The organism is Thioalkalivibrio sp. XN8, assembly GCF_011058255.1.
Lineage (GTDB): Bacteria > Pseudomonadota > Gammaproteobacteria > Steroidobacterales > XN24 > XN24.
Genome location: NZ_JAALFH010000060.1, coordinates 75,380 through 90,142 on the forward strand (window position 1 = coordinate 75,380; position 14,763 = coordinate 90,142).

The 14,763-nt window shown below is 71.2% G+C and carries 13 protein-coding genes; 12 read left to right on the forward strand and 1 reads right to left on the reverse strand.

The annotated features are described in order from the left end of the window. Positions 1-104: 104 nt before the first annotated feature. The 5 genes from G6N75_RS07945 (at position 105) to rpoH (ending at position 6,394) form a co-directional block, all read left to right on the forward strand. Complete coding sequence (locus G6N75_RS07945; protein WP_165347816.1) at positions 105-2,567, forward strand: hypothetical protein; 2,463 nt, start codon at positions 105-107, stop codon at positions 2,565-2,567. Between the two features lie 111 nt (positions 2,568-2,678). Next, entirely contained in the window at positions 2,679-3,674 is a 996-nt protein-coding gene (gene ftsY, locus G6N75_RS07950; protein ID WP_165347817.1) for a signal recognition particle-docking protein FtsY, read from the forward strand. A gap of 4 nt (positions 3,675-3,678) precedes the next feature. Beyond that, a complete protein-coding gene (gene ftsE / locus G6N75_RS07955; RefSeq protein ID WP_165347818.1) occupies positions 3,679-4,368 on the forward strand; it encodes a cell division ATP-binding protein FtsE in 690 nt (229 codons plus the stop codon). After that, on the forward strand, positions 4,340-5,395 hold the full coding sequence (gene ftsX, locus G6N75_RS07960) for a permease-like cell division protein FtsX (RefSeq protein WP_165347819.1): 1,056 nt from the start codon (positions 4,340-4,342) through the stop codon (positions 5,393-5,395). The genes ftsE and ftsX overlap by 29 nt, the downstream gene beginning before the upstream one ends. 114 nt (positions 5,396-5,509) lie before the next feature. Beyond that, positions 5,510-6,394, forward strand: coding sequence for an RNA polymerase sigma factor RpoH (gene rpoH / locus G6N75_RS07965; RefSeq protein WP_165347820.1), 885 nt, complete (start codon positions 5,510-5,512; stop codon positions 6,392-6,394). 24 nt (positions 6,395-6,418) lie between these two features. Here the strand turns inward: rpoH and G6N75_RS07970 are convergent, their stop codons facing one another. Then, positions 6,419-7,078 carry an OmpA family protein gene (locus tag G6N75_RS07970; protein ID WP_165347918.1) on the reverse strand — a complete coding sequence of 220 codons (660 nt, stop codon included), beginning with the start codon at positions 7,076-7,078 and terminating at the stop codon, positions 6,419-6,421. 135 nt (positions 7,079-7,213) lie between these two features. Between G6N75_RS07970 and G6N75_RS07975 the strand changes: the two genes are divergently transcribed. The 7 genes from G6N75_RS07975 (at position 7,214) to G6N75_RS08005 (ending at position 14,737) form a co-directional block, all read left to right on the forward strand. Next, positions 7,214-7,681, forward strand: a complete 468-nt coding sequence (locus G6N75_RS07975; RefSeq protein WP_165347821.1) for an Mpo1-like protein — start codon at positions 7,214-7,216, stop codon at positions 7,679-7,681. A 75-nt stretch (positions 7,682-7,756) separates the two neighbouring features. Continuing rightward, positions 7,757-8,920, forward strand: a complete 1,164-nt coding sequence (locus G6N75_RS07980) for an acyl-CoA dehydrogenase family protein (RefSeq protein ID WP_346765506.1) — start codon at positions 7,757-7,759, stop codon at positions 8,918-8,920. After that, a complete protein-coding gene (locus tag G6N75_RS07985; protein ID WP_346765507.1) occupies positions 8,904-11,186 on the forward strand; it encodes a thiamine pyrophosphate-dependent enzyme in 2,283 nt (760 codons plus the stop codon). The genes G6N75_RS07980 and G6N75_RS07985 overlap by 17 nt, the downstream gene beginning before the upstream one ends. A 70-nt stretch (positions 11,187-11,256) precedes the next feature. After that, a complete protein-coding gene (locus G6N75_RS07990; RefSeq protein ID WP_165347822.1) occupies positions 11,257-11,658 on the forward strand; it encodes a VOC family protein in 402 nt (133 codons plus the stop codon). Positions 11,659-11,682: 24 nt separating this feature from the next. Next, entirely contained in the window at positions 11,683-12,384 is a 702-nt protein-coding gene (pdsR, locus tag G6N75_RS07995; protein WP_165347823.1) for a proteobacterial dedicated sortase system response regulator, read from the forward strand. Further along, positions 12,381-14,360: an ATP-binding protein gene (locus tag G6N75_RS08000; protein WP_165347824.1), complete on the forward strand. Its 1,980-nt coding sequence runs from the start codon at positions 12,381-12,383 to the stop codon at positions 14,358-14,360. The genes pdsR and G6N75_RS08000 overlap by 4 nt, the downstream gene beginning before the upstream one ends. Then, positions 14,357-14,737, forward strand: coding sequence for a DUF4345 family protein (locus tag G6N75_RS08005; RefSeq protein WP_165347825.1), 381 nt, complete (start codon positions 14,357-14,359; stop codon positions 14,735-14,737). The genes G6N75_RS08000 and G6N75_RS08005 overlap by 4 nt, the downstream gene beginning before the upstream one ends. The last annotated feature ends 26 nt before the right edge of the window (positions 14,738-14,763 follow it).

Here is a 14,763-nt window from a genome sequence, read left to right on the forward strand (position 1 = left end):
CGGAGGCGCACGCGCCATACGCCCGGGCGTCCGGGCCGCGTCATGCGTGTCTCCAAGCATAAAGACTTAGATAAAGATCACCCCTTTTGGGAGGAGTCAGAACAATGAGAAGCCTCTATCCGGTGGCGCTTGCCATCGTGGCGCTCGCGCTGTCCGCGTGCATCAAGGATTCGGAGAACCCCCCCGGCACGATCGGGGAGCCGAACACCGGCGTGCCGCAGGTACCGCAGGCGAACGCGACCTTCCGGGCGCAGTTCGATCCCCTCAGCGGAATCGTGCCGTACCCGAACGACATCCTCGGCTTCGTCGCCGCGCCAGGCACCGACGGCACGCTGAACCTGCCCGCGCAGGCCTTGCAGCCGCTGGCGCCGCTGGTCAATCAGCTCGACGGCTTCTCCACCAATGCCCGCATGACCGCAAACTTCACGCGCGCCGTCGATCCGGCCAGCCTCACACCGGGCTCGGTGTTCCTGCTCGAGGTGGCGATCGACCCGGCGACCAAGGGCGTGGTCGGCCTGTCCGACGCGACGCTCTGCAAGTTGGCGGCTGCGCCGCCCGATGCCTGCGCGGCCTTCGGCCTGCCTTTCAACACCGGCATTCCCTTCCTGGTGCAGGGCGTCGATTACGAGGTCAGCGTGGCACCGGACATCGATGCCGGCGGCCAGACCGTGCAGCTCAAGCCGCTCAGGCCGCTGAACGCCAACCAGGCGAACAACTTCACGCCGGGCACCGAGAACGGCTACTTGATGTTCCTGACCGACGGGGTCACCGACACCGACGGCGCCCCCGCCGCGCCGGACACCGTCTACGCGCAGATCCGGGCCGGCTACATCGCCGGCGCCATCCAGCTGCCCGACCCCGACGTCGGCCTGCCGCCGGGGTTGACCACCGAGGAACTGCTCGGCATCTTCATTGCGGCGCACCTGGCCGTCGGCGAGATCCTCGGCATCCAGCCGGGCGAAGTCGTGGTCAGCGCCAGCTTTACGACGCTGGACACCAAGACCGTGCGCGACACCGTGGCCGACATGGCCACCGCCGGCCCGAGCCAGGTGGAGCGCGCCGTCACGCCGGTGCCGGTGCCGATCTCGCCCGAGATCACCCTGCCGCCGGGCACGCCGGTGACCACGACCCTGCTGCTGGGACTGCAGGGGATCGACGGCAGCGCGATCCCCGGCGAGGGTGACGTCTACGCCGGCGCCGTGGTGGTGCCGTACTACCTCTCGCCGCCGACGGCGGAGAACCCGACGGCCCCGCTGAACAGCCCCTGGGTCGCGGCGACGGAGAGCCCGCTTGACGGCGCCAGCCTGGTGCTCAACAAGTTCAACCCGGTGCCGCTGAAGCGGGCCGACCAGCCGGTGCCCGTGCTGATCACGATCCCGAACGACAACACCGACTATGCGGCGGCGCTCGGCGGCACGGCAGTGCCGCCGGAAGCCGGCTGGCCGGTGGTGATCTTCTACCACGGCATCACCCGCAACCGGCTGGACGCGCTGGCGCTCACGGAACCGCTGAACAACGCGGGCTACGCGGTGATCGCCATCGACCAGCCGCTGCACGGCATCGCCGCGCCGGAGATCGACCCGGAAACGATTTCGCCCGAGGAGCTGGCCGACATCCTGGCCAACAACCCGAACGCGCTGCTGCGCGTCCCGGGCGTGCCCGAGCGCACTTTCGATCTCGACCTGCTCGACAACACCACCGGGGCACCTGGCCCCGACGGCCAGATCGACTCGAGCGGCGCGCACTTCATCAACCTGTCCAACGGGCTGGTGAGCCGCGACAACCTGCGCCAGGCGGCGGCGGACCTGGTGGCGCTGACCCGCACCATCCCGACCATGGACCTGGACGGCGACGAGCTCCCCGATCTCGACGGCAGCCGCGTGCACTTCATCGGCACGTCGCTGGGCGGCATTTCCGGCACCAACTACCTCGCCATGGACGACACGGCGGTCACCGCGACCCTGGGCGTCCCGGGCGGCGTGATCTCCGACCTGCTGCTGGACAGCTTCTCCTTCGGCCCGCGGATCGAGGCCGGCCTGATCGGCAACGGCCTGGTGCCCAACACCAGCCTGTACAACAACTTCATCCGCGACCTGCAGACGCTGGTCGACGCCGGCGACCCGATCAGCCACGCGGCTGACGCAGCCGGCGCGGCCGCAATCCACTTCATCCAGGTGGACGGCGACACTGTGGTGCCGAACAGCGCCTCCAACCGCCTCGCCGCGGAGATGGAGGGGGCCGGACTGACCGACTACACCTTCTCGCCGACCCCGGTCGTGGACCCGGCCGGCCTGAAGGCGCGCGTCTGCTTCACCAACGGCGCCACCCACGGCTCGCAGCTCGATCCGGGCACGACGGACGAGTCGCAGACGGCCACCGGTGAAATGCAGGGCCAGCAGGTCGTGTTCATCGCCGGCAACCCGGCTTTCGCGTTGCCGCCCAACGGCCAGACACTCATCTTCGGCGCCAGCGGCAGCCCGCTCGCCCCGACGGTGTACGGCAACTTCGACGACAACTGCGACGCGCCCGACCGGGTGCGGACCAACGAGCCAGCGCCGGTCGAATAACCGGCTGCGGCTCTTTTCACGACGGGCGGCCCTCGGGCCGCCCGTTTTCTTTCCGGGCGCCGGAGCAAAGCGGTAGCATAGGGACCTGCCCGCAACCGCCCCTCATCGACCATGGCCACACCCTCCTCCCACCCGCCTGCAGAGCCCGGCCAGGGCACGGGCGAGAAGCGCAAGGGCTTCTTCCGCCGGCTGCGCGAGCGCCTCAACAAAGGGGACAGCTGGCTGACCTACGATCTCGCCCACCTGCTGCCGGGCGGCAAGGTCGGGGAGGAGTTCATCGAGGAGATGGAGACGCGCCTGCTGACGGGTGATGTCGGCGTGGAAGCGACCCGGCAGATCGTCGAGGGCCTGGAGAAGAAGCTCTGGCGCGACGAGCTGGGCGACAGCAAGGCCGTGCTCGACACGATGCGCGCCAGCATGCTGGAAATTCTCGGGCCCTGCGAGCAGCCGCTGGCGATCCCTGCGGACGTCCGGCCCTTCGTGGTGCTGGTCGTCGGCGTCAACGGCTCGGGCAAGACCACCACCATCGGCAAGATCGCGCATCGCCTGCAAGGCGAAGGGCTGTCGGTCATGCTGGCCGCCGGCGACACCTTCCGCGCGGCAGCGGTGGAGCAGCTGCAGACCTGGGGTGAGCGCAACAACGTGCCGGTGATCGCGCAGGGCACCGGCGCCGACCCGGCAGCGGTCGCCTACGACGCTTTCGAGGCCGCGCGGGCCCGGGGGATCGACGTGCTGCTGGCCGACACCGCTGGCCGCCTGCACACCCAGGAAAACCTGATGGACGAGCTGCGCAAGGTCAAGCGCGTGCTCGGCCGCCTCGATCCCGATGCGCCGCACGAGGTGCTGCTGGTGCTGGACGGCGGCAGCGGCCAGAACGCGCTGCTGCAGGCGCGCCGCTTCAACGAGGCCATCGGCCTGAGCGGTGTCGCCATCACCAAGCTCGACGGCACGGCGAAGGGCGGCGTGGTGCTGGCGATCGCGCGCGAGCTGGCGCTCCCCGTCCGCTTCATCGGCATCGGCGAGGGCCTCGAAGACCTGGCGCCCTTCGAGGCCGGACCCTATATCGAGGCCCTGCTGGGCGCGCCGGGCGAGCGCGCCGCGCGGTGAGCCGGTGATCCGCTTCGAGCAGGTCTTCAAGCGCTACCCCGGCGGCCGCGACGCCCTGCGCGATTTGAGCTTGCGCATCGCCGAGGGCGAGATGGTGTTCCTCACCGGCCACTCGGGCGCCGGCAAGAGCACGCTGCTGAAGCTCATCGCCTGCATCGAGCGGCCGACGCGCGGCCAGGTGCTCATCGGCGGCCGCAACACCGCCGGCATTTCGCGGCGCCAGGTGCCGGCCCATCGGCGCCGCATCGGCATGGTGTTCCAGGACCACAAGCTGCTGGCCGATCGCACGGTGTTCGACAATGTCGGCCTCCCGCTGGTGATCGCCGGCGTGGGCACCCGCGAGACCGGCCGGCGGGTGCGCGCGGCGCTCGACCAGGTGGGGCTGCTGGGCAAGGAAGGCCTGCCGCCGGTCATGCTCTCGCAGGGCGAGCAGCAGCGTGTCGGCATCGCCCGCGCCATTGCCGCCCGCCCGCCGCTGCTCATCGCCGACGAGCCGACGGGCAACCTGGACCCCGACCTGTCACTGGAGATCATGTACCTGTTCGCGCGCCTCAACCGCGTCGGCACGACGGTGCTGGTGGCGAGCCACGACCTGCCGCTGCTGGAGCGCATGGGCCATCGCCGCATCGCGCTCGGCGACGGCCGACTCATCGAGGACCTGGACCATGCCTTCCCGGGCGCCCCGCCGCAGTAAGCCCGGCGGCGCGCGCCGCCGGCGCCGGCCGCCCCTCCTGGGGCGCCTGGCAGACCTGCGGCTGCCGCGGCTCGCGCTGCGCCTCCCCCGGTGGGGCGGCCTCGGCCTTGTGCGCAGCTGGACCCGCCTGCACGCCCAGACCCTGGTCGGCTCGCTCGGGCGCCTCGCCCGCCAGCCGCTGGGGACGGCCATGACCATCGCCGTCATCGGCATCGCGCTGGCCCTGCCCGTCAGCCTCTACCTGCTGGTGGACAATCTGCAGGGCGTGTCGGGACACTGGGAAGAGGGCATCGAGGTCTCGCTGTACCTCGAGCCGGGCCAGCCCCTGGCGCAGGCCCGCAGCATGGCGGACGAGATCGCGGGCTGGGAGGAAGTGGGCGCCACCGGGCTGGTCAGCGCCGAAGCGGCGCTGGAGGAATTCCGCGCCGGCTCCGGGCTCGGCGACGCCCTCGGCGCCCTCGAGCACAACCCGTTGCCCCACCTGGTCACCGTCCGCCCGGCCCCCGGCCACGACTCGCCGGAGGCCATCGAAGCCCTGGCGGAGCGGCTCCGGGCGCTGCCCGAGGCCGACCTGGTACAGGCCGACGCGGACTGGGTGCGCCGCCTGTTCGCCATGCTGGAGATCGCCCGGCGGCTGGCCGCCATGGCCGCCCTGCTGCTGGCGGTGGGCGTGCTGGTCATCGTGGGCAACACCATCCGGCTCGACATCCAGAACCGGCGCCAGGAGATCGAGGTGATGAAGCTGGTCGGCGGGACCGACGGCTTCATCCGGCGGCCGCTGCTCTACGGCGGGACCTGGTACGGGCTCGGCGGGGCGCTGGCGGCGCTGCTCATCGTCCAGGCCGGGCTCTGGGCGCTCGCCGACCCGGTCGCGCGCCTGGCGGGGCTGTACGGCTCGGGCTTCCGGCCGGCGGGACTGGGGCTGGCAGGGGCCCTGTTCCTGCTCGGCGCGGGCACCGCGCTGGGCTGGCTGGGCGCGTGGGTCTCCGCCACCCGCCACCTCCGCCGCGTGGAGCCGGGGCTCTGAGGCAAGGCGCTGAATCTGTGACGGTTTTCTCGTCCTGAGTTCCCGGGAACCCCGGCCGTCCTTAGCACTCTAACAGTTCGAGTGCTAAAATCCGGCGCCTATGGGAGGCAACACATGAGTACAGCGCTGGTCGCGCGACAGGACGGAATGATGCTGGCCGTGCCGGTCGGCAATCTCGACGCCTACATCAACGCGGTGTCGGCGGTGCCCGTATTGTCGGCCGAGGAAGAGACCGAGCTGGCGTGGCGCTTCCGCCGCGACAGCGATCTCGACGCCGCGCGCCAGCTGGTGATCTCCCACCTGCGTTTCGTCGTCCACATCGCCCGGGGCTACAACGGCTACGGGCTGCCGCTCGGCGACCTGGTCCAGGAAGGCAATGTCGGCCTGATGAAGGCCGTCAAGCGTTTCGACCCCAGTGTGGGCGTCCGGCTCGTCTCGTTCGCGGTGCACTGGATCCGGGCCGAGATCCACGAGTACGTGCTGCGAAACTGGCGGCTGGTGAAGGTGGCCACTACCAAGGCCCAGCGCAAGCTGTTCTTCAACCTGCGCAAGGCCAAGCAGCGGCTCGGCTGGCTGTCGCCCGACGAGACCCGGGCGGTGGCTGCGGACCTGGGCGTGTCGCCGGCAGAGGTCAACGAGATGGAGCAGCGGCTCGCCGCGCGCGACCTGGCCCTCGATCCGGGGCCCGACGCGGACGACGAGGAGCGGATCGGCTCGCCGGCCGCCTTCCTGCCGGCCCCCGGCGCGGATCCTGCCGAGCTCGTGGCGCAGGACGACTGGGAAGAGAACGCCGTCGAAGCCCTGGGCGAGGCCCTGGCGGAACTCGACGAGCGTGGCCGCGACATCCTGCAGCGGCGCTGGCTCGGTGAGCGGAAGGCGACGCTGCAGGAGCTGGCAGCCGAATACGGCGTGTCCGCCGAGCGCATCCGCCAGATCGAGGCCGCCGCCATGAAGAAGCTGCGGGCGCGCCTGGCAGACCAGGCGGCGAACGCCGCCTAGCGACGCTCGCGGCGGCCGTTTCCGTTAGCCCGTGATCGGCGACAGCCGGATTTCGACCCGCCGGTTGAGCGCGCGTCCCTCAGCGGTGCTGTTGTCGGCGACCGGCTGCGTCTGCCCGCGCCCGAAGGCCAGGATGCGCTGCTGGTCGACCCCGCGATTGACGAGGTAGGTCGCGACGGTGGCCGCCCGGCGCTCGGACAGCGCCTGGTTGTATTCGGCCGAACCGGTGCTGTCCGTGTGGCCCGTCACTTCGACCACCGTCTTGTCGAACTTCTGCGCCACCAGCGCAACCGAATCCAGCACGCCGAAAAACCCCGCCTTGAGATCCGAGCTGTCGGTCTCGAAGGTGACGTTGCCGGGCATGTTGAGAATGATCTCCTCGCCCACGCGGGTCACGCTGACGCCGGTGCCCGAGAGTTGCCGGCGCAGCTCGGCTTCCTGCTGGTCCATGTAGTTGCCGACGGCCCCGCCGGCCAGCGCACCGGCGCCGCCGAGAATCAGCGCGCGCTTGCGCCGCTCCTTGGAGTCGTCGCCGGTCAGGATGCCCAGCAGGACACCGGCGCCGGCGCCGATGGCCGCGCCCTTGGTAGCGCTGGCTGTCTTCTCTTCGCCGGTGTACGGATCGATGGTCTGGCAGCCGGCCACCAGGGTGGCGGCGACGGCGGCCAGGAACAAACGTTGCATGCGGGATGCCATGGTTTTCTCCCTTCGTCGTGTTTTACGCGGCCGCTGCGGGGGTTCCGCCGCCGACGGCTTGTGATAGTTTCTCAGACCGCTGCGCCGGGCGCGTGTTCCGGCCACTGCCAGGAGAGAGGATCGATGCGGAGCATACACCAGTGGCTGGACGAGTACGGCGAGAGCCACCAGGACCCGGTTAACAAGCGGATTCACTGGATCTGCGTGCCCGCCATCGTGCTCAGCGTGATCGGGCTGCTGTGGTCCATTCCGGTGCCGGCCGCCTTCGCCGCGATTTCGCCGGCGCTGAACTGGGCCGTGCTTCTCGCCATGGCGGCCGTGGTCTATTACTTCATTCTCTCGGTGCCGCTGGCGCTCGGCGCCGCCGCGGTGCTGTTGCTGCTGCTGCTCGCGGCCGCCGGCCTCGACCGCCTGGCCGTCCCGCTGTGGCTGACGTCCATCGTGATCTTCGTCGTGGCCTGGATCGGGCAGTTCATCGGCCATCAAATCGAGGGACGCAAGCCCTCGTTCTTCAAGGACCTGCAGTTCCTGATGATCGGCCCGCTGTGGCTCCTGGCGGCCGCCTACCGCGCCGCCGGGCTGCGCTACTGAGCCAGCGCGCGCGATAGAATGTGGCCCTTCGCCGGGATGCTGATCCCGGCACCACGAATCCCGGAGAGTTCCAGCGTGAGTTCCGTCAACCCCCTCGACTTCTACGATGTCCGCGGCCAGCTCAGCGAGGACGAGCAGATGGTGCAGGACACCGTCGCCCGCTTCACCGACGAGAAAGTGCTGCCGGTGATCCGGGAGTGCTTCGAGGAACACCGCTTCCCGGCCGAGCTGGTGCCGGAAATTGCTGCACTCGGCCTGCTCGGCTCCTCCCTGGAAGGCTACGGCTGCGCCGCCCTCAACGGCGTTTCCTACGGCCTCATCTGCCAGGAGCTGGAGCGCGGCGACTCGGGCATCCGCAGCTTCGTCTCGGTGCAGTCGAGCCTGGTCATGTGGCCGATCCACGCCTACGGCAGCGAAGAGCAGAAGCAGCGCTGGCTGCCCGCGCTCGCCGCCGGCGAGGCCATCGGTTGCTTCGGGCTGACCGAGCCCCACGGCGGCTCCGATCCGGGGAACATGAAGACGCATGCGAAGCGCGACGGCGACGACTGGGTGATCAACGGCGCCAAGATGTGGATCACCAACGGCAGCATCGCGGACGTCGCGGTGGTGTGGGCCACGACCGACGAGGGCCTGCGCGGCTTCCTGGTCGAGAAGGGCACGCCGGGTTTCGAGGCGCCGGAAATCCACCGCAAGTTCTCCCTGCGTGCCTCGGTCACCTCCTCGCTGTTCTTCGACAACGTGCGCGTGCCGCAGGACAACATGCTGCCCGGCGTGCTCGGCCTGAAGGGCCCGCTGAACTGCCTCACCCAGGCGCGCTACGGCATCACCTGGGGCGCGATCGGCGCCGCCCAGGCCTGCCTGCGGGAGTCGGTCGACTACGCCAACGACCGCGAGCTGTTCAACCGGCCGGTCTCCCACACCCAGACGGTGCAGCGCCGGCTGGCCGACATGGCCCGGCGCATCACGACTGCCCAGCTGCTGTCGCTGCAGCTCGGCCGGCTCAAGGATGCCGGCGCCATGAAGCCCGCCCAGGTATCGCTCGCCAAGTGGAACAATGTGCGCATGGCGCTGGACGTCGCGCGGGACGCGCGCGATATCCTCGGCGGCGCCGGCATCAGCGCCGAGTACTGCCCGATCCGGCACATGCTGAACCTCGAGAGCGTGATCACCTACGAGGGGACCGAGACCATCCACGAGCTCGTGGTCGGGCGGGAGCTGACGGGTGTCAACGCCTTCTGAAGCCGCGCTGGCGAAAAAGGCCGCCCGCGGCATCAACCGCGCGGCGGTCATCGACGCGAACTTCACCCGCTACGTCAGCGGGCTGGCGGCGGCCGGATGCGCGCCGCCGGAACCGCACGAGACCATCGTCCCCGGCAGCCGGCTGACGGCCGGCGAGTTCCTCGAGATCTTTCGCTGCCAGCTGCAGTCGCGGCACCTCGACCTGCAGGCGCGCGAGATGCGGGCCCGCAACGAGGGCTTCTACACCATCGGCAGCGCCGGGCACGAGGCCAACGCCGTGCTCGGCTTCCTCTCGCGCGAGACCGACCCGGCGTTCCTGCACTATCGCTCCGGCGGCTTCATGATGGCGCGCCTGGCGAAGGACCCGGAGCGGGACCCGGTCTACGAGACCTGCCTGGCGCTCGCGGCCAGCAGCGAGGACCCGGTCTCCGGCGGCCGCCACAAGGTCTGGGGCAGCGACCGCCGGCTCTGGGTGCTGCCGCAGACCTCCACCATCGCCAGCCACCTGCCCAAGGCCCTCGGCACGGCCATCGGACTCGAGCAGGCCAAGCGCCTGCAGCGGCCGCTGCCGCTGCCGGCCGACAGCATTGTCGTGTGCAGCTTCGGCGACGCCTCGGCGAACCACGCCACCGCGCTGGCCGGCTTCAACGCGGCGCAATGGGCCGCCTACCAGCGGCTGCCCGTGCCGTTGCTGTTCGTCTGCGAGGACAACGGCATCGGCATTTCCGTGCGCACGCCGGCCGGCTGGATCGAGGCCAGCTTCGCGCGGCGCGAAGGCCTCGACTACTTCGCCGCCGACGGCACGTCCCCCGGCGAGAGCTTCGAGATCGCCGCACGCGCCGTCGACCACTGCCGCCGGCGCCGCCGGCCGACCTTCCTCCATCTCAGGATGCCGCGCCTGCTCGGCCATGCCGGCACCGACTGGGAAGGCGACTACCTGGAACTGGCCGCGATCGAGGCCAACGAGGCCCGCGACCCGCTGCTGCCCGCCGCATTGCTGGCGGTGGAGAGCGGCTGCCTGGCGCCCGCCGAGGTGCTGGCGCTGTACGAGGAAACCCGCGCCCGCGTGGCGGACGCGGCCCGGCGGGCAGCCCGGCGGCCGCGGCTGGAGTCGGCCGCCGAGGTCGTCGCCACGCTGGCGCCGCTGCGCGCCGACGAGGTCCATGCCGAGGCCGCGCGCCGGCCGGATCCCGCTGATCGCGCAGCGGTGTTCGGCGGGGAAGCGAGGCTCCCCGAAGCGGGCAGCCCGCGCCATCTCTCGCTGCAGATCAATCGCGCCCTGCACGACCTGATGGCAACGTATCCCGAAATGACGCTGTTCGGCGAGGACGTGGCGCGCAAGGGCGGCGTCTATACCGTCACCGCCGGCCTGGCCGCGACCTTCCGCGGCAACCGGGTGTTCAACACCCTGCTCGACGAGACCACCATCCTCGGCATGGCACAGGGCGCCGCTTACATGGGCCTGCTGCCGTTCCCGGAGATCCAGTACCTGGCCTACTTGCACAACGCCTGCGACCAGGTCCGCGGCGAAGCCTGCTCGCTGCAGTTCTTCTCCAGCGGCCAGTGGGCCAATCCCATGGTGGTCCGCGTTGCCGGGCTGGCCTACCAGAAGGGCTTCGGCGGGCACTTCCACAACGACAATTCCTTCACCGCCCTGCGCGACATTCCCGGGCTGGTGGTGGCGTGCCCGTCCCGCGGCGACGACGCCGCCGGCATGCTGCGCACCGCCGCGGCGCTGGCGAAGGTGGACGGCCGCGTGGTGCTGTTCCTCGAGCCGATCGCGCTCTACATGACCAAGGACCTGTACACGGAGAAGGACGGGGCCTGGCTGTTCCCCTATCCGCCGCCGGGCGAGTTCGTGCCCTTCGGCGCGCCGCGGGCCTATGGCCCGGAAGGCCCGGCCGCGCTGGTGATCACCTTCGGCAACGGCGTGCGCATGGCGCTGCGCGCCGCGCGCCGGCTGGGACCCGAAGCAGAGATGAAGATCCGTGTGCTCGACCTGCGCTGGCTCAAGCCCCTCAACGCCGCCGCCATCGTGGCCGAAGCGGACCGCGCCGGGGCGGTGCTGGTGGTGGACGAGGGCCGGCGCAGCGGCGGGATCGCCGAGGAACTGTTCACCCTGCTGGACGAGCGCGCCCGGCCCGGCCTGCCCAAGGCACGGGTCGCAGGCGAGGACAGCTACATCCCGCTCGGACCGGCGGCGGACACCGTGCTGGTGGGCGAGGCGCAGGTCGAGGCCGCGCTGCGCGCGCTGCTGGAGTTGTGACGCCGACCCGGCACAGCAGCCGGCGACCGGGGTAATATCGAGATTCACGGTATGCGACCGGGAGCGCCCCATGCCAGCCTCCGCTTCCCACCCCCGGCTCACCCTCTCCGGTATCTCGCAGGTGTCGATGCGCGCCCTCGACCTGGAACGCGCCGTCGCCTTCTATCGCGACCTGCTCGGCCTGGAACTGCTGTCGGAGCACGAAGGCATGGCCTTCATCCTCGCCGGCTCCGTGCGCATCATGCTGGCGGTGCCCACGGCCCCGGAATTCGATCACCCGGGCTCGATCCTGTATTTCGACACCAGCGACATCGAGGCCGACTTTGGCGCGCTCAAGGCGCTCGGCGTCGAGGTGCTGCGGGACCCGTTCGTGGCGCATCGCGAGGGCGATCACGAGTTCCGGCTCGCGTTCTTCCGGGACAGCGAGGGGAATACGCTGGGCCTGACCCAGTGGCGCCGCGATGCGGCCTGAAGCGGCGCCGGGGCAACTGATCCGGTGAGCCGGCACATCGCCATCGTCGAGGACGAAGCCGCCATCCGCGACAATTATGCGGATGCCTTTCGCCGCCATGGGTACCGGGTCAGCACCTACCCGGGGCGCCGCGAGGCGCTCGAAGCCTTCGCCGCGCGGCTGCCCGACCTGGTGCTGATCGACGTGAGTCTCGGCGCGGAGCCCGAGGGGGGCTTCGAGCTGTGCCGGGAGCTGCGCGCCCGCGCGCCGCGGCTGCCGCTGATCTTCCTCACCGCCCGCGACAGCGATTTCGACGCCGTCTCCGGGCTGCGCCTCGGCGCCGACGACTACCTCACCAAGGACATCAGCCTGCCGCACCTGCTGGCGCGCATCGCCGCACTGTTCCGGCGGCTCGAGGTGCTCGGTGATCCGGCGGGTCCGCAGAACGCCCTGCAGCGCGGCAAGCTCGCGCTCGACACTGAGCGGCTCGAGGCCCGCTGGAACGGCGCCGACCCGGGCCTTACCCTGACGGAATTCTGGATCGTGCATGCGCTGGCGCGCCATCCCGGGCACGTGAAGAACCGGCAGCAGCTGATGGAAGCGGCGCGGGTCGTGCTGGATGACGCCACCATCACCTCCCACGTAAAGCGCATCCGCCGCAAGTTCGAAGCGCTGGACCCGGCCTTCGACGCCATCCAGACGGTCTACGGCCTCGGCTACCGCTGGCGGGACGGCGCCCCCTCATGAGGCTCGCCGGCCAGCTGCTGCTGGTCAGCGCCGTGACCCTCCTGCTGCCCTGGGCGGGCTGCCAGTACGCCCGCGAAGTGGAATCGGCCCTGCGCGCCGCGGAGGCGGACTCGGTGGCCGCGAGCGCACGGCTGCTGGCGGCCGCGCTGGCGCCCGCCGTGGCTCCCGATGCGGCGGGGCTCCAGGCGGTCGCGGGTCGCAGTGGCGACCTCGACCTGTACGCCCATCCGCTCGGCGCCGCCCCGACGCTGGACGGCTTCGTCGAGGACTGGGGCCTGGCCGCGAGGCACCTGGAACGGACGGGCGGGCTCGAATTCCTGGTCGGGCGGCGGGGCGTCGCGACGTACGTGTTCGTTGCCGTCGCCGGCGGGCAACCGCCGTCCGCCCTGCGACTCACGGGACGCGACACGCCCCTCGTGTTCCCGCTGGACGCGCCCGGCCCCGTGCTGGGACGAGATGGACCTGCTCTGGACGCGCGCAGCCGCGGCTACTGGCAGGCCACCAGCACCGGCTGGCAGATCGAGGCGCGCGTACCCTCGTCGCTGCTCGAGGGCCGGCTCGGCCTGCAGGTCCGCGACCCGGACGGGACGCTGCGCGGGACCACCTGGATGGAACGCCCGGGCCGGCTGGCGGCACCGGATGCCGGCGCCCAGGCCGCACTCGATCGCCTCGCGCCGCCCGGGTTCCGCGCCTACCTCATCGACACGGCCGGCTTCCTGCTGGCGCGAAGCGAGCCGGCCACATCCGCTGCGGCCGAGGCCCCGGACGGCTGGCTGGACCCTGTCTTCCGCTTTGCCCTGGGCAGGCGCACCGAGGCCGACCCGGCGCCGGCAGCGCGCCCCGGCCAGCTCAGCGGCCGGCATGTCGAGCTCGCCGCGCTCGGCACCGCGACCACGAGGCGCTATGCCGACGGCGCCACGAACCTCCTGGCCGCCGCGGCGCCGGTCGGCGACGGGATCCCGCCCGCCGCAATCGTCGTGATGGAGCGCGATACCGCCGAGATTCTTGCCCTCACCCGTGCCCCGACGCGCCGGCTGCTGGGCCTCAGCCTGCTGGCCAGCACCGGCGCGGCGCTGGCGCTGCTGGGCTTCGCGGGCTGGCTGTCCTGGCGCATCACCCGCCTGCGGGATGCGGCGGGCAGCGCGGTCGGCCAGCGGGGCGAGGTGCTCGGCTCCCTGCCCGGGGCTGCCGCCGGTGACGAGCTCGGCGACCTGGCACGCCAGCTGGCCGGCCTGCTCGGCCGGGTGCGCGAGCACAATCTCTACCTGCAGGAGCTCGGCGGCCGGCTGGCGCACGAGTTGCGGACGCCGCTGGCGGTGGTGCGCAGCTCACTCGACAACCTCGAGGCCGAGGCCAGCAGCCCGGGACCCTGGCTGGGCCGGGCACGCGAGGGCGTAGACCGGATGAGCCACCTGGTGAACGCCCTCGCCGCGGCGCGCCAGATGGAGCGCGCGATCGGCGCAGCAGAACTCGAGGACTTCGACCTCGGCGCACAGCTCGACGACATGACCGACGCCTACCGCGCGCTGCACCCGGAGCACGGCTTTGCCCTGGCCCGCCCCGCCGGGCCATGCCGGATCCACGGCGCGCCCGAGCTGATCGCCCAGGCGCTGGACAAGCTGGTCGACAACGCGGTCGACTTCGCTCCGGCCGGCACGGAGATCCGGCTGGAGCTGGCCCGCCGCCGCGACGACTGGCGCCTGGCGGTGGCGAACGCGGGCAGCCGGCTCCCGAGCGGCGCGCCGGCGCGGCTGTTCGACTCCCTGGTGTCGCTACGCGGCGAGACGGGCAAGCCACACCTCGGCCTCGGACTCTACATCGTGCGCCTGGTGGCCGAGCGCCATGGCGGGCGCGCCGGGGCCGCGAACCTCGGGGAGGACGCGGGGGTGGAGTTCTACCTCGACCTGCCGGATGCGTCGGCGCAGCGGGCGGGCTATAGTGAAAGCTCCAGACAGTACCCGGAGCGTCCGTCATGAACCGCGCTTTCCTTTACCTTTGCGGCCTGCTGTATCTCGGTTACGGGCTCTGGGTACTGCTCTCCCCGGAGACCAGCCTCGCCTACCTCGGCACGGATCTCTCGATCGTCAACACCATGTCCGACCTGCACGGCAGCCACGGCGGGCTCAACATCGCGGTCGGCCTGTTCCTGCTCTGGGCCGCCGGCAACCCCGACTGGTTCCGCAACGGCCTGTGGCTGGTGTTCCTGCTCAACGTGGGCTATCTCGGCGGGCGGCTGGTCGCCTTGCTCTCGGACGGCATGCCGACGGGCCTGGTGCCCGCCGTGATGGTGCTGGAAGCGGTGCTCCTGGTAATGGCTCTCGTGCTCGCGAAGCGCGCCCCGGCCCCCGCCTGAGGCGGGCGCCCGGCCTGTCGTCGACC